23 protein-coding genes are annotated in these 23,820 nt (G+C 60.6%); 8 read left to right on the forward strand and 15 right to left on the reverse strand.

The genetic code is table 11. The features are described 5' to 3' along the window. The first annotated feature begins 107 nt into the window (after positions 1–107). The 4 genes from cysK (at position 108) to crr (ending at position 4,066) form a co-directional block, all read left to right on the forward strand. Entirely contained in the window at positions 108–1,076 is a 969-nt protein-coding gene (gene cysK / locus C3F38_RS20730) for a cysteine synthase A (protein ID WP_038881303.1), read from the forward strand. Between the two features lie 399 nt (positions 1,077–1,475). After that, positions 1,476–1,733, forward strand: coding sequence for a phosphocarrier protein Hpr (gene ptsH / locus C3F38_RS20735; RefSeq protein ID WP_004936458.1), 258 nt, complete (start codon positions 1,476–1,478; stop codon positions 1,731–1,733). A gap of 46 nt (positions 1,734–1,779) precedes the next feature. Continuing rightward, positions 1,780–3,507: a phosphoenolpyruvate-protein phosphotransferase PtsI gene (gene ptsI, locus C3F38_RS20740; RefSeq protein WP_015378671.1), complete on the forward strand. Its 1,728-nt coding sequence runs from the start codon at positions 1,780–1,782 to the stop codon at positions 3,505–3,507. Between the two features lie 49 nt (positions 3,508–3,556). Beyond that, positions 3,557–4,066: a PTS glucose transporter subunit IIA gene (crr, locus tag C3F38_RS20745; protein WP_004936467.1), complete on the forward strand. Its 510-nt coding sequence runs from the start codon at positions 3,557–3,559 to the stop codon at positions 4,064–4,066. Positions 4,067–4,370: 304 nt separating this feature from the next. On the opposite strand, the gene C3F38_RS20750 is transcribed toward crr, so the two are convergent. The 10 genes from C3F38_RS20750 to C3F38_RS20795 all read right to left on the reverse strand — a co-directional run bounded on the left by C3F38_RS20750 (position 4,371) and on the right by C3F38_RS20795 (position 13,905). After that, the gene (locus C3F38_RS20750) at positions 4,371–5,693 is read right to left on the reverse strand and encodes an ATP-binding protein (RefSeq protein WP_055317355.1); all 1,323 of its coding nucleotides are present in this window, start codon (positions 5,691–5,693) and stop codon (positions 4,371–4,373) included. 6 nt (positions 5,694–5,699) lie between these two features. Beyond that, entirely contained in the window at positions 5,700–6,380 is a 681-nt protein-coding gene (locus C3F38_RS20755; RefSeq protein ID WP_038881296.1) for a response regulator transcription factor, read from the reverse strand. A gap of 257 nt (positions 6,381–6,637) precedes the next feature. Next, positions 6,638–7,519, reverse strand: coding sequence for a cysteine synthase CysM (gene cysM, locus C3F38_RS20760; protein WP_033638551.1), 882 nt, complete (start codon positions 7,517–7,519; stop codon positions 6,638–6,640). A 79-nt stretch (positions 7,520–7,598) separates the two neighbouring features. Continuing rightward, entirely contained in the window at positions 7,599–8,687 is a 1,089-nt protein-coding gene (cysA, locus tag C3F38_RS20765) for a sulfate/thiosulfate ABC transporter ATP-binding protein CysA (protein ID WP_055313216.1), read from the reverse strand. Further along, positions 8,677–9,552, reverse strand: coding sequence for a sulfate/thiosulfate ABC transporter permease CysW (gene cysW / locus C3F38_RS20770; protein ID WP_038881290.1), 876 nt, complete (start codon positions 9,550–9,552; stop codon positions 8,677–8,679). The genes cysA and cysW overlap by 11 nt, the downstream gene beginning before the upstream one ends. Beyond that, positions 9,552–10,391 carry a sulfate/thiosulfate ABC transporter permease CysT gene (gene cysT, locus C3F38_RS20775; protein ID WP_019453852.1) on the reverse strand — a complete coding sequence of 280 codons (840 nt, stop codon included), beginning with the start codon at positions 10,389–10,391 and terminating at the stop codon, positions 9,552–9,554. Before cysT ends, cysW begins: the two co-directional genes overlap by 1 nt. Further along, entirely contained in the window at positions 10,392–11,414 is a 1,023-nt protein-coding gene (locus C3F38_RS20780) for a sulfate ABC transporter substrate-binding protein (protein ID WP_055317354.1), read from the reverse strand. A 200-nt stretch (positions 11,415–11,614) separates the two neighbouring features. Then, entirely contained in the window at positions 11,615–12,514 is a 900-nt protein-coding gene (locus tag C3F38_RS20785) for a Dyp-type peroxidase (protein ID WP_038881282.1), read from the reverse strand. Between the two features lie 182 nt (positions 12,515–12,696). Next, positions 12,697–13,284, reverse strand: coding sequence for an RpoE-regulated lipoprotein (locus tag C3F38_RS20790; protein WP_038881279.1), 588 nt, complete (start codon positions 13,282–13,284; stop codon positions 12,697–12,699). A 156-nt stretch (positions 13,285–13,440) separates the two neighbouring features. Beyond that, a complete protein-coding gene (locus C3F38_RS20795; protein ID WP_038881274.1) occupies positions 13,441–13,905 on the reverse strand; it encodes a DUF2919 domain-containing protein in 465 nt (154 codons plus the stop codon). Between the two features lie 175 nt (positions 13,906–14,080). Between C3F38_RS20795 and C3F38_RS20800 the strand changes: the two genes are divergently transcribed. Beyond that, positions 14,081–14,479, forward strand: coding sequence for a YgiW/YdeI family stress tolerance OB fold protein (locus C3F38_RS20800; protein ID WP_038881272.1), 399 nt, complete (start codon positions 14,081–14,083; stop codon positions 14,477–14,479). Positions 14,480–14,521: 42 nt separating this feature from the next. Here the strand turns inward: C3F38_RS20800 and C3F38_RS20805 are convergent, their stop codons facing one another. Next, on the reverse strand, positions 14,522–14,947 hold the full coding sequence (locus C3F38_RS20805; RefSeq protein WP_004936504.1) for a GNAT family acetyltransferase: 426 nt from the start codon (positions 14,945–14,947) through the stop codon (positions 14,522–14,524). A 204-nt stretch (positions 14,948–15,151) separates the two neighbouring features. Between C3F38_RS20805 and amiA the strand changes: the two genes are divergently transcribed. The 3 genes from amiA (at position 15,152) to C3F38_RS20820 (ending at position 17,474) form a co-directional block, all read left to right on the forward strand. Continuing rightward, entirely contained in the window at positions 15,152–16,033 is an 882-nt protein-coding gene (gene amiA, locus C3F38_RS20810) for an N-acetylmuramoyl-L-alanine amidase AmiA (RefSeq protein ID WP_047730137.1), read from the forward strand. A 65-nt stretch (positions 16,034–16,098) separates the two neighbouring features. Further along, on the forward strand, positions 16,099–17,019 hold the full coding sequence (hemF, locus tag C3F38_RS20815; protein WP_055317353.1) for an oxygen-dependent coproporphyrinogen oxidase: 921 nt from the start codon (positions 16,099–16,101) through the stop codon (positions 17,017–17,019). Further along, positions 17,019–17,474 (forward strand): YaiI/YqxD family protein, encoded by a 456-nt coding sequence (locus C3F38_RS20820; protein ID WP_004936514.1) that lies wholly within the window; start codon positions 17,019–17,021, stop codon positions 17,472–17,474. Before hemF ends, C3F38_RS20820 begins: the two co-directional genes overlap by 1 nt. Positions 17,475–17,496: 22 nt before the next feature. Here C3F38_RS20820 and C3F38_RS20825 read toward each other — a convergent pair whose 3' ends face one another. From C3F38_RS20825 to C3F38_RS20840, 4 genes are all read right to left on the reverse strand, one after another. Beyond that, positions 17,497–19,737 (reverse strand): TonB-dependent receptor domain-containing protein, encoded by a 2,241-nt coding sequence (locus C3F38_RS20825; RefSeq protein WP_055317352.1) that lies wholly within the window; start codon positions 19,735–19,737, stop codon positions 17,497–17,499. Between the two features lie 121 nt (positions 19,738–19,858). Next, entirely contained in the window at positions 19,859–21,985 is a 2,127-nt protein-coding gene (locus C3F38_RS20830) for a S9 family peptidase (RefSeq protein ID WP_080479002.1), read from the reverse strand. Between the two features lie 54 nt (positions 21,986–22,039). After that, positions 22,040–22,837, reverse strand: coding sequence for an energy transducer TonB (locus C3F38_RS20835; protein ID WP_055317351.1), 798 nt, complete (start codon positions 22,835–22,837; stop codon positions 22,040–22,042). Positions 22,838–22,939: 102 nt separating this feature from the next. Beyond that, positions 22,940–23,779, reverse strand: a complete 840-nt coding sequence (locus C3F38_RS20840; RefSeq protein WP_057523627.1) for a ChaN family lipoprotein — start codon at positions 23,777–23,779, stop codon at positions 22,940–22,942. Positions 23,780–23,820 lie beyond the last annotated feature (41 nt).

Consider the following 23,820-nt stretch of genomic DNA (forward strand, 5'->3'; position numbering starts at 1 on the left):
TTATTTCCTAATAACATATAGATATACCAATTCTTTACTTCCCTGCCGGTACTGTTAGCGTATGCTTTCGATGTTCCCCACATTTTCATAGAGTTAAAGGACGGGCTATGAGCAAGATATATGAAGACAACTCATTAACAATCGGCCATACGCCGCTGGTTCGTCTGAACCGTATCGGCAACGGACGCATTCTGGCCAAGGTTGAATCACGCAACCCGAGCTTCAGCGTCAAATGCCGCATCGGTGCCAATATGATTTGGGATGCGGAACAACGTGGCGTGCTGACCGCCGGTAAAGAGCTGGTGGAGCCGACCAGCGGCAACACCGGCATCGCGCTGGCCTTCGTGGCCGCCGCGCGCGGTTACAAGCTGACGCTGACCATGCCGGAAACCATGAGCATCGAGCGCCGCAAGCTGCTCAAGGCGCTCGGCGCCAATCTGGTGCTGACCGAAGGGGCGAAAGGCATGAAAGGCGCTATCGCCAAGGCCGAAGAGATCGTCGCCACCGATCCGAACCGTTACCTGATCCTGCAACAGTTCAGCAATCCGGCCAACCCGGCCATCCATGAAAAAACCACCGGCCCGGAAATCTGGGAAGACACCGACGGTGAAGTCGACGTGTTCATCTCCGGCGTCGGCACCGGCGGCACGCTGACCGGCGTCAGCCGCTACATCAAGAACACCAAAGGCAAGGCCATCACTACCGTGGCGGTCGAGCCGACCGACTCGCCAGTCATCAGCCAGGCGCTGGCCGGTGAAGAGCTGAAACCGGGCCCGCACAAGATCCAGGGCATCGGCGCCGGCTTCATTCCGGGCAACCTCGATCTGGACCTGGTGGATCGCGTCGAGAAGGTCTCCAACGACGAAGCCATCAGCATGGCGCGTCGCCTGATGGACGAAGAAGGCATCCTGGCGGGCATCTCCTCCGGCGCAGCGGTCGTGGCGGCGGTGAAACTGGCCGAAGAACCGGCGTTCGCCGACAAGACCATCGTGGTGATCCTGCCCTCTTCCGGCGAACGTTACCTGAGCACCGCGCTGTTTGCCGATCTGTTCACCGAGCAGGAATTGCAGCAGTAATTCCACCACTGCACAAATCGCTAAAAAAGCACCCTACGGGGTGCTTTTTTGTGGACTGGATCAAACTTTATAGCAGTCCAAGATTGCTTTTGCCCGTCGGCTTTAGTATTTAACGGTGCATTATTTCGATGCGCAAAATTAATCATCCCCCGAGCCCGGTCAAGGCTGAATCGATTTACTCATCTGTCGCCGACGCGTCGAATCGGGCATAATGGGGAGCGGATTGGAACGACGTCTAAAGCCGAGTTTTTTGATCTGAAGTGCCTAACGCGTCGTTTTCTGTTGCATCAACGTTCGCCCCTGTCCATAGTCAGGCGCTATAACCAGACAAGCTAAAGTCAGGCCCCTGGGCTAAACTTTAGCTCCACAACATTAATCCAATAAGTTGGGGAAACATCAATGTTCCAGCAAGAAGTTACTATTACCGCTCCGAATGGTCTGCATACTCGCCCTGCCGCTCAGTTCGTTAAAGAAGCCAAAGGCTTCACGTCTGACATCACCGTGACCTCCAACGGCAAAAGCGCCAGCGCTAAAAGCCTGTTCAAACTGCAAACTCTGGGGCTGACTCAAGGGACCGTAGTGACCATCTCCGCTGAAGGTGAAGACGAGCAGAAAGCCGTTGAGCACTTGGTAAAACTGATGGCAGAGCTTGAGTAATCGGCCCGTCTTTTTAGTTAACACCAGTCAAGAGTAAGGTAGGGTTATGATTTCAGGCATTTTAGTATCACCGGGCATCGCTTTTGGTAAGGCTCTCTTGCTGAAAGAAGACGACATCGTCATCAACCGGAAAAAAATCTCTGCTGATCAAGTAGAGCAGGAAGTCTCGCGTTTTCTGGCCGGCCGCGCGAAAGCGTCCGAACAGCTGGAAGCGATCAAGACCAAAGCTGGCGAAACCTTCGGCGAAGAGAAGGAAGCTATCTTCGAAGGCCACATCATGTTGCTGGAAGACGAAGAGCTTGAGCAGGAAATCATAGCCCTAATCAAAGACGATCTGGCCTCCGCAGACGCCGCCGCCTACACCGTGATCGAAGGTCAGGCGAAAGCGCTGGAAGAGCTGGACGACGAATACCTGAAAGAACGCGCCGCCGACGTGCGCGACATTGGTAAGCGCCTGCTGCAGAACATCCTGGGCATGCCGATCGTCGATCTGGGCTCCATTCAGGACGAAGTGATCCTGGTGGCCACCGATCTGACCCCGTCAGAGACCGCGCAGCTGAACCTGGACAAAGTGCTGGGCTTCATTACCGATCTCGGCGGCCGGACTTCCCACACCTCTATCATGGCGCGCTCCCTGGAGCTGCCGGCGATCGTCGGTACCAGCGACGTGACCAAGCAGGTGAAAAACGACGACTACCTGATTCTGGATGCGGTTAACAACAAAATTTACGTTAACCCGACCGCTGACGTTATCGATCAGCTGAAAGCCGCCCAGAACCAATACATCACCGAGAAAAACGATCTGGCCAAGCTGAAGGACCTGCCGGCGATTACGCTGGACGGCCATCAGGTTGAAGTGTGCGCCAACATCGGCACCGTGCGCGACGTCGCGGGTGCAGAGCGCAACGGCGCGGAAGGCGTCGGCCTGTATCGTACCGAGTTCCTGTTCATGGACCGCGACTCGCTGCCGACCGAAGACGAGCAGTTCCAGGCTTATAAAGCCGTGGCGGAAGCCATGGGCTCGCAGGCCGTGATCGTCCGCACCATGGACATCGGCGGCGACAAAGACCTGCCGTACATGAACCTGCCGAAGGAAGAGAACCCGTTCCTCGGCTGGCGCGCCATCCGCATCGCGATGGACCGCCGTGAAATCCTGCACGCCCAGCTGCGCGCCATCCTGCGCGCCTCGGCGTTCGGCAAACTGCGCATCATGTTCCCGATGATCATCTCAGTGGAAGAAGTGCGCGATCTGAAAGGCGAAATCGAGACGCTGAAAGCGCAGCTGCGCGAAGAAGGCAAGGCGTTTGACGAGAGCATCGAAGTGGGCGTGATGGTGGAAACACCGGCTGCGGCGGTCATTGCTCACCACCTGGCGAAAGAAGTCGACTTCTTTAGTATTGGGACAAACGATCTAACCCAGTATACTCTGGCGGTAGATCGCGGCAACGAGCTGATTTCTCATCTCTATAACCCGATGTCCCCATCAGTGCTTGGCCTGATCAAACAGGTTATTGATGCATCTCACGCGGAAGGCAAGTGGACCGGCATGTGCGGCGAACTGGCTGGCGATGAGCGTGCTACACTGTTGTTATTGGGCATGGGGCTGGATGAGTTCAGCATGAGTGCGATTTCAATCCCGCGCATCAAGAAAATTATTCGTAACACGAATTTCGAAGATGTGAAGGCGTTGGCAGCGCAGGCCTTGGCACAGCCAACGGCACAAGACCTGATGAATTGCGTCAATAAATTCATCGAAGAAAAAACGCTCTGCTAAACTTCCACGACACTGGAACGCCGCCCAATTTAATGCTTAGGAGAAGATCATGGGTTTGTTCGATAAACTGAAATCTCTGGTTTCTGATGACAAGAAAGACACGGGCACTATCGAGATCGTCGCTCCCCTTTCTGGCGAAATCGTCAATATCGAAGATGTGCCGGACGTAGTGTTTGCTGAAAAAATCGTTGGCGACGGTATCGCCATCAAACCGGCCGGCAACAAAATGGTTGCTCCGGTTGACGGCACCATCGGTAAGATTTTCGAAACCAACCATGCATTCTCTATCGAATCCGACAGCGGCATTGAGCTGTTCGTCCACTTCGGCATCGATACCGTAGAACTGAAAGGCGAAGGCTTCAAACGCATCGCCGAAGAAGGTCAGCGCGTCAAGAAAGGTGACGTGGTTATCGAGTTCAACCTGCCTCTGCTGGAAGAAAAAGCCAAGTCTACCCTGACGCCGGTCGTTATCTCCAACATGGACGAGATCAAAGAGCTGATCAAACTGTCCGGCAGCGTGACCGTTGGCGAAACCCCGATCATCCGCATCAAGAAGTAATCGCGAATGAGCAAGAAAAACGGCGCCCTCGGCGCCGTTTTTTTATCCCCTTCGTCTTTCGAACCGCAGCGTTGTTGCCCGCACGTGCTCACCCCGGTCACTTACCGGAACCGGAGTAAGCTCCCGGGGATTCCCCCGCTTGCCGCCTAGCTGCAATTCGAAATCCTTTGGGTATACCGCGGATAATAGACGTTATCGGCGCAGGCAGTTTGAACATGGACAGCGCGCAACCTTCGGAGCGTACACGCAGTACGTGACGAAGGCGAGCACTGCCCTGGTTCAAAATGGCAAGTAAGATAGTCTATTATTGCCAGCGCGGGATACGCAGGGTAATGACCAGCCCCTCTTTATCGCCGTTGCGCGCCTCAACCTGGCCGCCGTGCGCCAGCACCACCTTGCGGGTGATCGCCAGCCCCAGGCCGTAACCCTTGCCCGACAGCGCCGACTTCACGCGCACGAACGGATCGAAGATGCTCGACAGCTTCGCCTCCTCGACTCCCGGCCCCTGATCGCTGACCGCGATCTGGAACTGGTTATCGACGCGCGTCAGCGCCACCGTCACCCGTTGGCCGTGGCTGGAAAAGCGCAGCGCATTGCGCACGATGTTGTCCACCGCTCGCCGCATCAGCTCCGCATTGCCCTTGACGGTGTACTCCACGTCTGACTCGGCCTGCAGCACGATATCCACGCCGGGCACCTGCGCCTCGTAGCGTGCATCGCTCACCACCGCATCCACCAGGCCGTACAGATCGAAATACTCCTCGTCCGGCAGGCTGCTGTGTTCGGCGCGCGACAGCGCCAGCAGCTCGCCGATCATCTTATCCAGCCGCCCCGACTCGTGTTCGATGCGCTTAAGCGAGGTTTCGACGTTGCCGGCATTCTGTCGCGCCAGGCCGATTGCCAGCTGCAGGCGCGCCAGCGGCGAACGCAGCTCGTGCGAAACGTCGTGCAACAGCTGCTCGCGGGCGCTGACCAGCAGCTCCAGCCGCTCGGCCATGGTGTCGAAATCGCGCGCCACGTCGGACAGCTCGTCATGACGGCGGCGCATTTTCGGGAACAGCCGCACCGACAGATCGCCCTGCGCCACCCGATCCAGGCCGCCGCGCAGCTGACGCATCGGCCGGGTCAGGTTCCAGGCCAGCACGGCGCTGAACAGCAAACCGCCCAGCCCGCCGACCCACAGCATCGGCGCAGGAATGTTGAAGAAATGGGAACGCCGCTCCGGCCGATATTCTTCCCGCAGCCCGCGCACGTTATAACTCAGCCAGTATCCCTGCCCTTCCCCGGTTTGCACCCAGGCAGAGATTTCCTTCGGCATCCGCCGCCCTTCAAATACCGGTTCTTCCGGCGCGGGCGGCGGCGGTTGGGTCATCGGCGTCACCGACAGCAAACGCCTGTCGTCCTCGGGCCAATCGCGCATCAGGGCTTCCAGCGCCGGCATGCCGCCGCTGCGCAACTGGGTAGCCGCCGAGGTCAGCTGCAGGCCGATGACCCGCCGCGCCATGGCGTTTTCCGGCGGCACATAGCGATCGCCATACAAAGAAAACGCCACCCACAGGGCCTGCGTCATGATGAGGAAGGTCAGCCAAAAGCCGAGCAAGATTTTCCAGAACAGTCTTCCGCGCATGTCAGGTTACCGAATGCGATAGCCGATGCTGCGCACCGTCTCGATGCTCAGCGTATTGCCGGCCAGCGCGCTCAGCTTCTGGCGGATATTGCTGATATGCACGTCCACGCTGCGATCATAGGCCTCGCGCGGTCGCCCCAGCCCCTTCTCGGACAATTCATCCTTCGACACCACGCGATCCGGCGCGCGCAACAACAGCTCCAGCAGATTGAATTCCGAAGCCGTCAGATCAAACGCCTTACCGCGCCATTCGCTGCTGCGGGTTGAAGGGTTCAGCGTCAACTCGCCGAAGCTGATGGCGGCTTCGTCGTCCGCCTCCTGCGGCCGCTCTTCGAAACGGCGCAACACCGCACGCAGACGCGCCACCAATTCGCGCGGGTAGCAAGGTTTGGGCATGTAATCGTCGGCGCCCATCTCCAGGCCAATCACCCGATCGATGTTGTCGCCTTTGGCGGTCAGCATGATGATCGGCAGCCGGCTCTTCTTACGCACGTCGCGCAGCACGTCGATGCCGCTCATGTCCGGCAGCATGATATCGAGGATCATCGCGGTATAGTCGCCCGACAGCGCACCCTCTACCCCCGCCTTGCCGGTCAGCACCAGCGTGGCGTCGAAGCCTTCGCCCGTCAGGTATTCGCTCAGCATAGTGCCAAGCTCCAGGTCATCGTCGACCAGTAAAATTTTCATGCCTTGCTCCTTCACCGATTTTCGTTATTTTCCCGCCAATTCCGCCGGCCCGCAGCCGGTTTTACTCAATCCTTACACATCGCGGTTCGCGTCACGCCACCGTTATTGTGGCTGCTGTCGCGCGATTTCTCTACTTCTGTCAGGGTATTGGCGTGCAGACAGGCGCCGGCCACCGCGCAGGCGGGCCGGCTATGCCGTCGGTCAAAAGGGAAGTGAGAGGGGTTTTCCCGGCGGAACGCGCCGCCGGGAGGGCACATTCAGTCGAACACGCCGGTAGAGAGGTAACGGTCACCGCGATCGCAGACGATCGCCACCACGACGCTGCCCGGGTGGGCCGCCGCCACGCGCAGGGCGCCGGCCACCGCGCCGCCGGAGCTGACGCCGCAGAAGATGCCTTCACGCTGCGCCAGCTGGCGCATGGTCTGCTCGGCATCGCGCTGCTCGATATCCAGCACCTGATCCACCAGCTCAGGGCGGAAAATGCCCGGCAGGTAAGCGGGCGCCCAACGGCGAATGCCGGGGATGCTGCTGCCTTCTGCCGGCTGCAGGCCGATAATCTGCACCTGCGGATTCTGGCTCTTCAGGTAACCGCCCACGCCGGTAATGGTACCGGTGGTGCCCATGCTGGAAACGAAGTGCGTGATGCGTCCTTCGGTCTGGCGCCAAATCTCCGGGCCGGTGGTGGTGAAGTGGGCGTAGGGATTGTCGAGATTGTTGAACTGATCCAGCACCTTGCCCTGCCCCTGACGCTGCATCTCCAGCGCCAGATCGCGCGCCCCTTCCATCCCCTGCTCACGGCTGACCAGGATCAGCTCGGCGCCGTACGCGCGCATCGCCGCCTGCCGCTCCAGGCTCATGTTCTCCGGCATCAACAGCTTCAGCGTATAGCCTTTGAGCGCGGCGATCATCGCCAGCGCAATGCCGGTATTGCCGCTGGTGGCCTCGATCAGCACGTCGCCGGGCTTGATCTCGCCGCGCAGCTCCGCCTGCTGGATCATCGCCAACGCAGCGCGATCCTTCACCGATCCCGCCGGGTTATTACCTTCCAGTTTGACCCATACCTCGCTGCCCGCCTGGGCGGCCAGCCGTTGCAGTTGTACCAGCGGGGTGTTCCCGATGCATTGTTCGAGCGTTGTCACGATCTTTGCCTGTGTTGGTGTGCGTAAAGTAAAAAGGCAACCCGCGGGTTGCCTTGAAGAAAAGGGCAGCTAAAACCTATCAGGCGCTTTTGGCTAACGCAACAGGTTGCAGCAGTTGATCGCCGGCATACAGCCGCGCATTGAGGCTGCCGACGTAATAACGGCCGCCGCGTACCGGGGTTGGATTGCCTTCCGACAACACCACGCCGATCGGTTCCTGATGCCAGCCGATCGGCTGCACCGTCAGCTGCCAGAAGTGGCCACGCGGGCTGACTTCCAGCACCTGCACCGGCAGCGGGCAACGCTCGCTGCTTTCGGTCGCCACTTCCATTTCCCACGGGCGCAGAAACAGATCGACGCTGCCCTGGTGCATCGGCTGGAACGACAGCGGCCACTGGTGCGCGCCGACGAACAGCTGGGAACCGCGAATTTCGCCGTTCAGGCGGTTCACTTCCCCCATGAACTCCAGCACGAAGCGGCTGGCCGGTTCGCGCATAATCTCTTCCGGCGACCCGACCTGTTCGATATTGCCCTGGCTCATCACCACGATGCGGTCGGCCACTTCCATCGCCTCTTCCTGATCGTGGGTGACGAACACGCTGGTGAATTTCAGCTCTTCGTGCAGCTGACGCAGCCAGCGGCGCAGCTCTTTGCGCACCTGCGCATCCAGCGCGCCGAACGGTTCGTCCAGCAGCAGAATTTGCGGTTCCACCGCCAGGGCGCGCGCCAACGCCACGCGCTGTTTCTGGCCGCCGGACAGCTGAGACGGATAGCGGTTGGCCAGGTGGCCCAGCTGTACCATTTCCAGCAGCTGGGTGACTTTCTGTTTGATCGCCGCGGCGTTCGGCCGCTCGCGGCGCGGCAGCACGGTCAGGCCGAAGGCGATGTTGTCGAACACCGTCATGTGGCGGAACAGCGCATAGTGCTGAAACACGAAGCCCACGCGCCTGTCGCGCGCGTGCATGTGGCTGACGTCGGTGCCGTGGAAGCCCAGCTTGCCGCCGCTCTGGCTTTCCAGCCCGGCGATGATGCGCAGCAGCGTGGTCTTGCCGGAACCGGACGGCCCGAGCAGCGCCACCATCTCGCCGGAAGCAATATCGAGCGAGATATCGTTCAATACCTTGGTGCGACCGAAGGACTTGTTGATGCCGTTAATCTCAATGCTCATGATTTTCCTCCCGCTCGAGACGCGCGTTTTGACGTTCCAGACGCCACTGCAGCGCGCTCTTCAAAAATAGGGTAACGATCGCCATCAGGGTCAACAGGGCGGCGGCGGTAAAGGCGCCGACGGTGTTGTAATCCTGCTGCAACAGCTCGACCTGCAGCGGCAGGCTGTAGGTTTCGCCGCGAATCGAACCGGACACCACCGACACCGCGCCGAACTCGCCGATGGCGCGCGCGTTGGTCAGCACCACGCCGTACAGCAGCGCCCAGCGAATGTTGGGCAGCGTCACGCGGCGGAACATTTGCCAGCCGGACGCCCCCAGCAGAATGGCGGCCTCGTCTTCCTGGCTGCCCTGGCTGAGCATCATCGGCACCAGCTCGCGCACCACGAAGGGGCAGGTGACGAAAATGGTCACCAGCACCATGCCCGGCCAGGAGAACATGATCTGGATGTTATGCGCATCCAGCCAGCCGCCCAGCAAGCCGTTGCTGCCGTAAAACAGCAGGTAAATCAGCCCCGCCACCACCGGTGAAACGGCGAACGGGATATCGATCAGCGTCAGCAGCAGCTGGCGGCCGGGGAAGGTGAAGCGCGTCACCAGCCACGCCAGCAACGTGCCGAACACCAGGTTGAACGGCACGGTGATCAGCGCGATCAAGACCGTCAGCCAAATGGCGTGCAGCATGTCCGGATCGAGCAAGTTGCTCCACATCGCGCCGAACCCTTTGGAAAAGGCCTCGGCGAAAATCGACATCATCGGCACCACCAGCAGCAGCACCGAGAACAGCGCGCCGATGGCGATCAGCGTCCACTTGCCCCAGTTGACGCGCGGGCGCTCGGCGCCGTTGAAGGCGGAAACATCGGCCATCAGTGCCCTCCTCCCAAACGTCTGCCGAAGCGGCTTTGCAATACGTTAATGCTGAACAGCAGCAGCAGCGACGCCGCCAGGATCACCGAGGCGATGGCGCTGGCCGCCGGGTAATCAAACTCCTGCAAACGCACGAAAATCATCAGCGAGGTCACTTCCGTCTTCCAGGCGATGTTGCCGGCGATAAAAATCACCGCGCCGAACTCGCCCAGGCTGCGGGTAAAGGAGATGGCGGTGCCGGCCAGCAATGCCGGTGCCACCTCGGGCAACACCACGCGGCGGAAACTCTGCCAGCGCGTAGCGCCCAGCGTCTCGGCAGCCTCTTCGTATTCCGGCCCCAGCTCTTCCAGAACCGGCTGCACGGTGCGCACCACAAACGGCAGGCTGGTGAACGCCATCGCTACCGCGATCCCAAGCCAGGTAAAGGTGACCTTGATATCGAAGTGCGCCAGCCACTGACCGTACCAGCCGGTGGTGGAAAACAGGCCGGCCAGCGTCAGGCCGGCCACCGCGGTCGGCAGCGCGAACGGCAGATCGATCAGGCCGTCCAGCAGCGAACGGCCGGGAAAACGGTAGCGCGTCAGGATCCAGGCCATCAGCATGCCGAACACCGCGTTAAACAGGCTGGCGACGCCGGCCGCCAGCAGCGTCACTTTATACGCCGCCACCACCTGCGGGTTGGAAATCACTTCCCAGTATTGCGCCAGGCTCATCTGTGCCAGCTGCATCACCAGCGCGGTGAGCGGCAACAGCAGGATCAAACAGGTATAAAACAGGCTGCTGCCGAGGCTGAGGCCAAATCCGGGCAGCACCCGCTTACTGGACGACAACGCCAACATTTACTTGCGCCCTGCCGCTAACAGCTGATCCAACTCGCCGCCGGTGGCGAAGTGGGTTTTCATCACCTGCGGCCAGCCGCCGAACTGGTCTTCCACGCGGAACAGTTGGGTGTCCGGGAATTGCCCCTTCGCCGCCGCCATCGCTTTCTGGTCATACACGCGGTAGTAGAAGCTGGTGATCACCTGCTGCGCCGCCGGGCTGTAGAGATAGTTCAGATAGGCTTTGGCCGCCTGTTCGGTACCGTTGCGCTCTACGTTTTTGTCGACCCAGGCCACCGGGAACTCCGCCAGAATATCGACCGGCGGTACGATCACTTCGTATTTGTCTTCACCGTATTGCTTGCGAATGTTGTTCACTTCGGATTCGAAGCTGATCAGCACGTCGCCCAAGCCGCGCTCAACGAAGGTGGTGGTCGCGCCGCGACCGCCGGTATCGAACACCAGCACGTTTTTCAGGAAGCGAGTCATGAAGGCGCGGGTCTTGGCCGGATCGTTGCCGTCGGCCTGATTGGCGGCGCCCCAGGCGGCCAGATAGGTGTAACGGCCGTTACCGGAGGTTTTCGGGTTCGGGAACACCAGCTTCACGTCGTCGCGCACCAGATCGTTCCAGGTGTGGATGCCCTTCGGGTTGTCCTTGCGCACCAGAAACGCCATGGTGGAGTAGAACGGCGAACTGTTGTTCGGCAGGCGCGCCTGCCAGTCCGCCGGGATCAGCTGCCCGCGATCGTGCAGGATCTGCACGTCGGTGAACTGGTTGTACGTCACCACGTCGGCGCGCAGGCCCTGCAGGATCGCCAGCGCCTGCTTGGAGGAACCAGCGTGCGATTGTTTGATGGTCAGCTTGTCGTTCGGATGCTGTTGATTCCACTGCTGTTCAAAGCCGGGATTCAGCGCGACGAACAATTCACGGGAAACGTCATAAGAGCTGTTCAGCAATTCCGCCGCCGACGCGGCGCCGCTCGCCAACAGCGCAGCCGCCAGCCAACCTTTCAGCACGAGATTTTTAACCCGGTTTTGTTTCATTCTGCACCTTATCACTGAGTCATTCCTTCAGGCTTTCGCCTTATTGACGACCAGTGTATTTATAACTCGGCGCGGAGCTGTAACGCTTTTATATACCGTTTAGTGATTTACAAGCATCAAACGCTATAAGGCAGGGAATGCGAGGCGTTTTCGGGACGGGAAACGGGCCGAAGCCGGGCGCGCCGGCTTCGGCAACGGCGTCACAGTGACAGCAGGCGCGTCAGCGATGGCGCAAAGTAGTAGCTGCCGGTAACCGCACGGCTGAAACGCAGCATCGCGTCGCGTTTGCCGTCCAGATCGCCGAACATGCTCAGCAGCTGCTGCTCGATATTGTGCAGGCGTGCGCAATAGGCGATGAAGAACAGACCATGCTTGCCGCTGGCGGTGCCATAAGGCAGGCTCTGGCGCAGAATTTTCAGGCCTTTGCCGTTCTCTTTCAGATCGACGCGGCTGACGTGCGAGGTATCCGGGCGCTGATCGGCCGGCAGCTCTTCGCTGTCGCGCTTGGTGCGACCGATGATCTGCTCCTGCTGTTCGGTGGTAAAGCGCTGCCACTGGCGCAGGTTGTGCTCATAGCGCTGCACCAGCACGTAGCTGCCGCCTGCATCTTCTTCGCCTTCGGCAATCGTCGCCACTGCCGGGCGCTGCTCGCCCTGCGGGTTTTCGGTACCGTCGATGAAACCGCTCAGATCGCGCTCTTCCACCCAGCGGAAACCGTGGGTTTCTTCTTCAATCTTGATGGCGTTGCCGAACGCCGCCAGTGCCGCCTGCGCCAGCGTGAAGTTGACGTCGTGACGCAGCGACTGAATGTGGATCAGCATATCGCGCTGGGTGGCCGGTGCCAGCCCTTTGCCGAGCGGCGTGAACGGCTTCAGCTCTTTCGCACCCTGGCCGTTGGAAAGATCGTGCCAAACGTCATAGCCGAAAGCGATCACCGCGCCGAGACGCGCATCGGGAAACTGCTGCTGCAGCTCGCTCAGCGTCTGACAAAACTGTTTGCAGCCCTGGCGCAAGTCGGCGAATTCGCCCTGTACGGTGGCTTCCATAAAAATGGCGAAACGGCAGTGCTCCAGCAGAATGCCGCTCTGAACCTGTGTCATGTTGTTATCCTCAATACCAGAATCCGGCAACAGGTAAGGTATGGCGGTTGACGCGCGGGTTCCCTGTTACAAACGCGCGCTATCATACCGCAAGCACGGGCGATTGCCTTGCAGCAGCGCAAAGAAAATAGGGGTAATGGCTTGAAAAGGCAGGCGCCGTGAACCGGCGCCCGTTGAACATATTACTGCTGCGGCTTGGCGTGCCAGATGATTTTGCTGACCGTCCAGCTTTTCAGGGTGTCGTCCGGCGGGATGATGTCCTGCGCCCCGGCCCACTTGCCGCTAAAGATATAGGTAACGTACTTGCTCTGTTCCGCCACGCACTCCACTTTGCCGGCGTCTTCGCCGCTGCCCGGTTTACAGGAGCCGAACGCTTTGCTGTACATATCGCCGAACGGCGTGCCGAGCTTGTTGCCCCACTCCGTTGCCACTTTCTGATCCATTACGTCTACCCGCTGCACGTGCCCTTTCGGCTCGCCGGTGATCACCAGCTTCACTTCGTCGCCGGACAGCGCCTGGTAATAAGAGACGATCTGACCGTTGCTGGTCGCCATGCCGCCGCGCAGGCGGTAGTTGCCGTCCAACCCGTCGTTGATGGCGCTTTCCGACATCGGCGTGCCGGCGTTGAGCTTGCCGACGCCCTTGGCGCCGACCTCCAGGCTGCTGCCGAACCAGTTGAACGGCGACAGGCTGGACCAGGAGAAATTGGACATGCTCGAACAACCGGTCAGTAACAGCGGAAGCCCTAACAACAGGGGGCGAATATTCATCTCTAGCTCCTTAAACATCAATGGCACGGGGCGGTAACCCGCCGCTGCCGCACTCGGCGTTTTGCTGCGTGCCAGCCTCTCACAACGGCCCGCACTACGCCAACGGTTGCCAGCTTGGAGTGCGGAAAATGCGAAAAGTGCCGCACTTCTCGGCAATTAGTCGGCGTGCTCCGCCGGCGCAAAACAGGCTTTCAGGCGCGCATTCAACAGCAGATAGCTCAGCGCCAGCGCATCGAGCAGCACCAACGCCAGCTCCAACCCCGGCGCATCGCCGTCCTGGCGCCACAGGCTGAACAGCGAGCCACCGAACGACGCCAGCACGGAGATAACCAGCCCCCAGCGCCAGCCGCTCCACAGCCGCGGCCATTGGTGGCGACGGCCGCTCAGCAAAAACGCCAGCGCCGCCGGCAGGCCGAGCAGCATGCCGTACCAAAAGCGTTGGGTATCCGGATAAAACAGCGCCAGCAAGCTTTCGCCCTGCTCACGCGAAGCGCCGGCCATCACGAACAGCAGCCAGGTGCGCGCCTGCAGTATCAGCACGGCCCAAAATCCCAGCGGCAGCCGCAGCGCGCCGTGCTGGTCGTAATCGTCCGGGGAAAAACGGGGTGAGAATGGCTTCAACGATCGTTCCTTGCCAACAGAATAAAGACTATGGCTACAGATGGGCGCCGGCGGCGTGAATTTCAATGCGTCGGCTTAAGAAGCTCTTAAGATCGGCGTGTTTTAATCCTTATCACTGAGCAAGCAACCCGATATCAGCGGGATGTGATTTTCGATAACGATAAGGAAGCGCAACATGAAAAAACTGACTCTGGCCGCTCTGATCGCGCTGTGCAGCGCACCGGTACTGGCGCAACAAGGCGGGTTCCTCGATCCGGCCGCGCCGCAGGCCCAAACGCAAACCACCGCACAAGGCGGTTTCTCCGGCCCCAGCGCGGCGCTGACCACCGTGGACAAGGTGAAATCGATGAGCGACGACACCTGGGTGATGCTGCAGGGCAACATCGAGCAGCGCATCGGCGACGAAACCTATACCTTCCGCGACGCCACCGGCACCCTGACGGTCGATATCGATCGCAAACGCTGGAACGGCCAAACCGTTACGCCAAAAGACAAGGTGCAGTTGGAAGGCAAAGTGGATAAAGACTGGAACAGCGTCGAAGTGGACGTGAAAACCGTCAAAAAGCTGCCGTAATGAACTGTGGCGGGCGGTGCAACACCGCCGCCCGCCGCTCGATCAATATTCCTGATCTTCGATCAGCCGCTTGCCCAGGCTGGTGATGCCCTGGATCTCGTAGCCGAGCTTCTCGTACATCTCGACTACCGTGTCGTTGTCTTCGCGCACCATAATCTGGATCTTCGGGCAGCCGCGGGCGATCAACTTCTTCTCCAGACGATTGATCAACGCATTGGCGATGCCGCGCCCGCGATAGTCGGGATGCACCCCGAGGTAATACGCCGAGCCGCGGTGGCCGTCATAACCGCCCATCACCGAACCGACCACTTCGCCGCCGACTTCCGCCACCAGGAACAGCTCCGGATCGTGGTTCAGCTTGCGCTCGATGTCCATTTCCGGATCGTTCCAGGGCCGCAGCAGATCGCAGCGCTCCCACAGGGTAATGACCTCTTCAAAGTCGTCTTGTCGAAATACGCGAATTTCCATCGATGTTGGCCGCTGTTAATTAAGGTGTTTATCTGATTATCGCGTGATTATTCACTTACGCAATATCAAACTGCGATTTACCGCGCTATTTGCCCAGAAATCGCCGGTAACAGGCGTAATAAATGGAAATAGTTATCGGGTCGATTAATGATTATCAATACGATATAACGTCGCAAAATAGAAACGTCGATGGAGCGTTGCGTAATGAAAAAGCAGGGTAAACAATTCCTCAATTTTAAGCCGCTTGCCGTTTCCCCGACGCGACGCCAACTTTTGCTTTCCGGCCTGGCGGTGGCGCTGTTCGGCGTGAAAAACCGCAGCGCCAGGGCGGAAGGCCTGCTGCGCAATCAGCACAGCAAACCGGCGGCGAAACCGGCCGGCGGCAAAAAGCTGGTGATGATCGATCCCGGCCACGGCGGCATCGACTCCGGCGCGGTCGGCCACGAAGGCTCGCAGGAAAAACACATCGTGCTGGAAATCGCCAACCACGTGCGCCGTTTTCTGCATGAGCACGACCACGTCGAGGCGCGCCTGACGCGCGAAGAAGACGAGTTCATTCCGCTGTTCCAACGGGTGGAGATCGCCCACCAGCATCAGGCTGACCTGTTCATTTCGATTCACGCCGACGGCTTTACCAGCCCATCGGCCTCCGGCGCTTCGGTGTTCGCCCTCTCCAACCGCGGCGCCAGCAGCGCCATGGCGCGCTACCTGTCCAACCGTGAAAACGCCGCCGACGACGTGGCGGGCGGCAAGTACAAGGATCAGGACAACTACCTGCAGCAGGTGCTGTTCGATCTGGTGCAAACCGACACCATCAACAACAGCCTGACGCTCGGCCGCCACGTGCTCGGCCAAATTCGCCCGGTACACCACCTGCACAGCGACAGCACCGAACAGGCGGCGTTCGCGGTGTTAAAATCCCCGTCCATTCCCTCGGTGCTGGTGGAAACCTCGTTCATCACCAACCCAAACGAAGAGCGGCTGCTGGGCACCACCGCGTTTCGCGAGAAAATAGCCCGCGCCATCGCGGATGGCATCGTCAACTTCTTCGACTACTTCGACGCCCACCAGCGCAAACCCCGCTGATGCCGCGCGCGGCGAATAAGAGTATACTCAGCGCCTTGTTCAGCCAGACGCTATAAAGACCCCGCATGAGTTTACCTAACATCGCTGAAGTAAAATCCTTCCTGCTGGCGCTGCAGGATCATATCTGCGCGCAGCTCGCCCAGGCCGACGGCGGTGCCGTGTTCACCGAAGACCAATGGACGCGTGAAGAAGGCGGCGGTGGCCGCAGCCGCGTGCTGACCAACGGCGCGGTGTTTGAACAGGCGGGGGTCAACTTCTCGCACGTCTCCGGCGCCACCCTGCCGGCCTCGGCCACCGCGCACCGTCCGGAACTGGCCGGGCGCAGCTTCCAGGCGATGGGCGTCTCGTTGGTTATCCATCCGCTCAGCCCTTACGTGCCCACCAGCCACGCCAACGTGCGTTTCTTCATCGCCGAAAAACCGGGCGAAGCGCCGGTGTGGTGGTTCGGCGGCGGCTTTGATCTGACGCCGTTCTACGGCTTCGAAGAGGATGCCTTGCACTGGCACCGCACCGCGGCCGAGCTGTGCGCGCCGTTCGGCGACGAGGTCTACCCGAAATACAAGCAATGGTGCGACGATTACTTCTTCATTAAGCATCGCAACGAAGCACGCGGCATCGGCGGCCTGTTCTACGACGATCTGAACACCCCGGACTTCGACCACTGCTTCGCCTTCACCCGCGCGGTGGGCCAGGGCTTCCTCGACGCCTATCTGCCGATCGTCGAAAAACGCAAGGCCTTGACCTGGGGCGAGCGCGAGCGCCAGTTCCAGCTGTATCGCCGCGGCCGCTACGTGGAGTTCAACCTGGTGTGGGATCGCGGCACGCTGTTCGGGCTGCAAACCGGCGGGCGCACCGAGTCCATCCTGATGTCGATGCCGCCGCTGGTGCGTTGGGAATATAATTACCAGCCGGACGCCGACAGCCCGGAAGCGGCGCTGGCGCGCGATTTCCTGCCGGTGCGCGACTGGCTGCAGGAGCCGAAATGATGCAGATTTGGGTCGATGCGGACGCCTGTCCGAACGTGATCAAAGAGGTGCTGTTCCGCGCCGCCGATCGTACCGCCATCACCGTGACGCTGGTGGCGAATCAGCCATTGCGCACGCCGCCGTCTAAGTACATTCGTTCATTGCAAGTCGCGGCCGGCTTCGACGTGGCCGACAACGAGATCGTGCGCCGCTGCGAAGCAGGCGATCTGGTGATCACCGCCGATATCCCGCTGGCGGCAGAGGTGATAGAGAAAGGCGCGGTGGCGCTGAACCCGCGCGGCGAACGCTATACGCCGGACACCATCCGCGAGCGCCTCAACATGCGCGATTTTATGGATACCCTGCGCGCCAGCGGCATCCAGACCGGCGGCCCGAACGCGCTGAACCAGCGCGACCGCCAGCAGTTCGCCAACGAGCTGGACAAATGGCTGCTGCAGGCGAAACGGGCGCAGTGACTGCGCCCTGCTCTGCTGCGGTTTAGAAGCGCACCTCCCCGCCGAAGATATAGGTGCGCCCACGGGCGGTGTTGGTCGGCGTCTCATACTGCGACTGCGACGGCAGCGAGTTCATCTTGTTCAGCGCGTCCGAATAGTCTTTGTCCATCAGGTTTTGCACGCTGAGCTTCAGCAACAGATTGCGATTCACCTGATAGGTGCCGTATAGATCGATAATGGTCGGAATATGCGGCGCCGGCTCTTTCAGCAACTGCTCATTCTCATCGTAATCAGAGTCCGGCGACAGGCGCACCGATTTGCCGGTGTATTTCACCACCCCGCCCAGCGTCAGTTTCTCGTCCAGCAAGCGTACCCCGCTGTCCAGCGTGAAGTAGAATTCCGGCAGTTCGCTGACATCGCCCGCGCCGAACACGTTGCTGGCCTGGTTGGTCGGCTGCGAGGTATGCTCCTTGCTTAACGACAGCTTGGTGAAGGCGAAACCGGCGTCGTACAGCGCTTCAAGCTCCACCCCGCGCATTTTGACCGGATCGGGAGCATTGCTGTACATGGTCATGCTGACGTTGATGTCCGCGTTATCCCACTCTTCCTGCGTCGCCTGCGAACGGTTGCACTTCTGACGGTTTTTACACACCAGGTAGGTTTGGCTGGATATGTAGTTTTTGATCCTGGTTTCGAAATAGACCGCTTTCAGTTGGAAGCTGTCCTGCTTGAACAACAGATCGTGGGCATTGGCGTTGAACCCGCCCTGCCAGGTCTCCGCTTTTTCACCCTTCAGGAACGGGTTCATCGACTGGCCGCCGCTGTTGGCGAAGAACACTTCTTGGATATTCGGCCCGCGCATCGACTTGCTGTAGCTGACGAACGGCTGCAGCCACGGCGTCACCTGCGCCGACAGCATGACCGACGGGTTGAAGCCGTGTTCGTTGCGGTTGATATTGCCGGCGCCCTGCGGGAAGCACTCTACGCGCTCGTCACAGGCCGGCTTATAGCCGGAAAGGCGATAGGCGGTGTAGTTCAGATCGAAATTCCCCTGCCAGATACCGTAGTTGGCCTGCAACCCACTGTACAGGCTGGAGATATCCTGCTTGCCCGACATTCCCACCGGCATGCTTTCCGCCTGATTGTCATCCGTCACCAAACCGGAGGCCTTTTTCTTATACTCGTTGCGCACCAGCTTGCCGCCGTAGCTGAAGGCGAAATCGACGTCCTGCAGGCTGAAACGGCTGGTGTTGTTGATATCCAGCGCATCGGAGATGTTTTTCGCCGTGCTGTCGCTGAAGCCCGCCATGTTGTTGGACATGAATTTCTGCTCACCCCGGCTGGTGCTGGCGGTCAGGTTGAAATCGATCAGTTCCGAGAACGGCGCGTAGTGATATTTAAGGTAAAAATCGTCGCTGTCGATGTGGCGGCGGGTGATTTTATTCTGGTAGCTGCGCGCCGACAGTTCGATGCTGTTAAAGGCATCCGGCTTGATGTCCACCTTAAACAGCTGGGATTTCGGGTTCTGGCGGTAGGTTTTATCGACGTTGAACATCTCGCTGTCGAAACCGGCGCCGTTTTTGTAGTTGGAGGTGATGGAACTGCCGCTGATCGCTGCCATCGCGCCCAGGCTGCCGCCGTCGGCAAAGGCGGCGGTTTTGGCACCGACGGCGATCATGCCGCTGCGGCCGATGCCGTTATTGCCCACCGAGAATTTGGTGCGCACGCCGAACGGGTTATCGGAAAACACCACGTCGTCCACGCCGATAGTGCGGAAGTTGGCGCTGCCCGCCAGAGCGTTCACCCCAGCGGAGCCGGTGGCATTGCCGCGCGCCACGTCGACGCCGACGATAAAGTTAGGATCGATCAACGCCCCGAACTGGCTGGTGGGCAATCCCCCGTGCGCTGCGTCGCTCGGCGAGTTGCCGTAGTAGTTTTGCGTGATGCCGTCGACCATGGTGTTGACCCGGCCAAAGCCGCTCAGGCCGCGAATATTGACGCTGACCGATCCCTGGCCGGGATCGATCTGGGTATAGGTGCCCGGCATACTGCGCAGAATGCTGTCCACCGACTCCAGATTCTTGTTTTCATCGCGCGAGCTGAACGCGCCCGGCCGGGCCAATGCGTCTTTTTCGCTGCTCTTGCCGCTATCGGCGGCCGAGACGTTGAGCGGGCTGAACGCCACGCTGCCTTTATTGTTTTCCGCCTGTTCCTGCGCGGCCGCAGCCGGCCCGTACAGCGCCAGTCCCGCGCCGATCAGGCTCGCTATCATTTTGATTTTCATATATCCCCAGAAATAGCCAATAAGGTTTGATGGCCGACAATGCCCAGCAAAAAGCCCGCCGAAAGCGCGTTAAAAGGTTGTTATTGTTTTATTGCGCCGCAGCGTGCCGCGGCGCTGAAGGTTATTTCTGCACCTGCCGATCCGCCGCCAGAATAAAGGCGTACTCCAGCGCGCCGTTTTCCAGCCGCGCCAGGCGGCCCGATTTGCCGCCGTGGCCGGCGGTCATGTCGGTAGAGAGCAGCAGCAGCGAATCGCCCTGCTTGAAGCGCCGCAGCTTCGCCACCCATTTGGCCGGCTCCCAATACTGCACCTGCGAGTCGTACAAACCGCTGGTGACCAGCAGGTTCGGGTAACGCTGCTTGCGCACGTTGTCGTACGGGCTGTAGGACTTCATCAGCGCATAGGCGGCCGACTGGTGCGGGTTGCCCCACTCCTCGTATTCCCCGGTGGTGAGTGGAATGCTGTCGTCCAGCATGGTGGTCACCACGTCGACGAACGGCACCTGCGCCACCACCGCGTTGTACAGCTGCGGCGCCTGATTGATCACCGCCCCCATCAGCAAGCCGCCGGCGCTGCCGCCCATGGCGTAGATGCGCCCCGGTTGGCCGTAGCCGTCTTTGATCAGCGCCTGGGTGGCGTCGATGAAGTCGTTGAAGCTGTTCGGTTTATGCGTCAGCTTGCCCTGCTTGTACCAGCTCTGCCCCAGCTCGCCGCCGCCGCGCACGTGGATCAGCGCATAGACGAAGCCGCGATCCAGCAGGCTGATGCGGTTGGCGCTGAACGCCGGATCCATGCTCATGCCGTAAGCGCCGTAGCCGTACACCAGCAGCGGGTTATGCCCGTTTTTGAACAGCGATGTGCGGTACACCAGCGAGACCGGCACCTTCACGCCGTCGCGCGCCGTGACCCAGATGCGCTCGCTGTGATACAGGCTCGGATCGACACCTTTCACCTCCTGCTGCTTCAGCAGGGTGCGCTCGCCCTTGTTCAGATCCCACTCATAGGTGTGGGTCGGCGTGGTCATCGCCGAATAGCCGTAGCGCAAGCGATCGCTGTCCGGCTCAGGGTTATAGCCCAGCCAGGCCATGTAGCTGGCGTCGTCGAACGGGATGGCGCGCTCGGTTTTGCCGTCCCAGCTGATTTGCCGCAGCTGCACCAGTCCGTTGGCGCGCTCCTGCACCACCAGCCAGTCGCGGAACAGGCTGAAGTTCTCCACCTCGTGCTGCGCCTGCGGCGCGATCAGCGTCTGCCAGGGTTTGCCCGCCGCCGCCGTGCGGTACAGACCAAAGTTCGGATCCTGATGGTTGGAACGCAGGTAGAACTCACCGCGGTAGTGATCGAGGTAATACTCGCGGCCGTTCTGCCGGGCGGCGAACAGCTGCGGCTCGCGCTGCGGCTGGTTGGCGTCGATCAGGCGCACTTCGGAGGTGGTGTTGCCGCTGATGGTCAGAATCAGGTAATCGCGCGAGGACGAGCGGCCGAGGCTGAGGTAGAACGCCGGATCGTTTTCCTGGTACACCAGCTTATCTTCCGCCGTCGGCGTACCGTACTGATGGCGATAGACCTGGTATGGCAACAGCGTTTGTGGGTGGTTGCGCACGTAGAACAGGGTTTGGTTGTCGTTGGCCCACACCATGTTGCCGGAGGTGTTTTCCAGCGTTTCCGGCGACCAGCGTTCGCTGCCTATATCGCGCAGGGAGATGCGGTATTGGCGGCGGCCCTGCAGATCTTCGGCCACCGCCAGCCGGCGGTTGTCCTGGCTGACATCCATCGCCCCCAGGCGATAGTAGGCGTGGCCGGCCGCGCGCTGATTGGCGTCCAGCAGGGTTTGCCACGGCGCGTCGGCGGTGAGCGCCTGGCGCTGATACAACGCGAAATCTTTGCCGGCAGCGTAGCTTTCCTGATAGCGATAGCCGTTGAGCTGATACGGCACCGAACGATCGTCAGGGTTCATGCGGCCCAACATCTCCTGATAGAGCGTGGCGCGCAGCTTCTGGTACGGCGCCATCATCTGCTCGGTGTAGCGGTTCTCCGCCTTCAGGTAGTCCAGCACCTTCGGCTCTGTTCGGCTGTCGTCACGCAGCCAGTAGTAATCGTCGATGCGCGTCTCGCCGTGCGCCGTCAGCGCTTTCGGCGCGCGCTCCGCCAACGGCGGCTGCGGTTGCGCCAGCGCGGCGCCGGTGATGCCTAAAGAAAGCCAGAGCGCGGCCGCGATGCGACGGCGCGGGGTGAATAACAGCGGATTCATAATCCCTCACGAAGTTTGAAGAGGCGCACGACGGCGATGCGGCGCCTGCGGGCATTAACGGCGAGCATTCAGCTCCGCCAGATTGAAATCGATCGGCATCGTCACCTTGACGGCCCCCTGCTGCAGCATCTCCGGCGGCGGCGGCGGCAACGGCTGGGCGCGTGACACCACCGCCACCGCTTCCCGATCCAGCGACGCGGTGCCGGAACGCACCTGCAGCATGAGGTTCGAGACCCGCCCCTGCGCGTCGACGCTGAAGCTGACCTGCGGCATGCCGCTGCGCCGACGGCTGCGGGCATCCAAAGGGTAATCCTTGATGCGGTTCAGTTTGCCTTTCACCAGGCTCTCCCACGACAGTTTGGCCTGCGCGTTGCTGTTGGCGTCGCTGTTGATCGGTGCGGCGGTCTGATGGGAGAGCGTCTGCGCCTGCGGCGCGGCGGCGCTGGACGCGGCGGCATTGCGCGTCTCTTTGGCCTGTTCCTGCGGCTTCGGCTGCGATTTTTGCGGAGGGCGGTGTTTGGCGCGCTTCTTCTGCGCCGTCACGATTTTCGCTTTCTCGGCGCGCGCCAGCTTGGGCAGATCCGGCTGTTGCTGCTGCTCCGCAGGCTGCGCCGCGGCGGATTCCGCCTGCTGCACGCCCAGCGGCAGCGGCTTGCTTTCCGGCGCTTCAATCTGCGCCGCCCAGCTCATCATCACCGCCGGCGGTGGCAGTACCACCGGCTCCAGCGCCGTCTGCGGCCAGTAAAACAGCAGCACCAACGCCGCGTGCGCCGCCAGGGCGAGCAGCAGGCCGCGCGCCCAGCGCGGCTGCGGCAGTTCAAAGGCCGGGAGGGAGTAAGACTGACTTAACATAGGGGCATTAGCTTGCTTAATTGCGAATGATTGCAGATCACATTTACTAATGATAATCATTTGCAATTATAATTAACACCCCTTTTCACTGTCTTAACGTATTCATTTCACTGATGGTGTGATCCACAGGTAATCTGCGGTGTTCGCATCGACCTGTACGCCCGGCTCCGCCAACATCAGCACCGTCGGCGCCGCCGCCGGTTGCAGATCCCGCACGTGCAGCGGCACCCCCACCGATTTGGCGGCGTGATAGCCGCCGGCGATCAGCAGCGCGGGCGTCGGCGCCGCCAGCAGACGTTCCGCCATGCGCCGGTCGCGCTGCTGCTGGATCGCCAACATCGCCTGCAGCTGGTCGGCCTCAATCTGGCCGCCGTGCGAAGTGCGGATGGTCTCTTCCAGCGCCTTGCGCACCGCCGGCTGCGCCGATAGCTGCCCCGCCGGGAACTGCGGCTGCTGATAGAACGCCGTAATCTCGCTGCGATCCAGGTTGGCCGACCACAGCGGGTAAGGCGCGCGCATCGCCGCCATCGTCACCCCGCCATACAGCTCCCACTTCCAGCCCGGCTGCCAGGCGATCAGCTCCGCTACGCGGCCGTCACGCACCGTGGGATCGCTCTGCAACCACTGCTTGACCTTGTCGACCTGCGCCTGTTGGCTCGGGTTGATCATCTCCATCAGCACGCTGCCCTGCGGCCGCCGTAGCGGCAGCTGCTGCACCAGCCATTGCTCAATCTGATGGTGATAAGGATTATCATGCTTCTCCCCCAGGATCACCCGCAGCTGCCGCGCCAATCGCGTCAACAGCTGCTCCGGCGTCAGGGTCGCGCCGCTGTGCAGATCGGTGATGCTCCCCAAACTCGCGACGTCGTTGGCCGGCGCTTTCACCGGCGTTTGGCTGCAGGCGCCGAGCGCCAACGCCGCCAATAAAATCAGGTATCTCATCATGTTGCCCCATTATCGAAAATGGCGACATTATAGATAAT

It is taken from the genome of Serratia sp. SSNIH1 (assembly GCF_002935055.1).
GTDB lineage: Bacteria > Pseudomonadota > Gammaproteobacteria > Enterobacterales > Enterobacteriaceae > Serratia > Serratia nevei.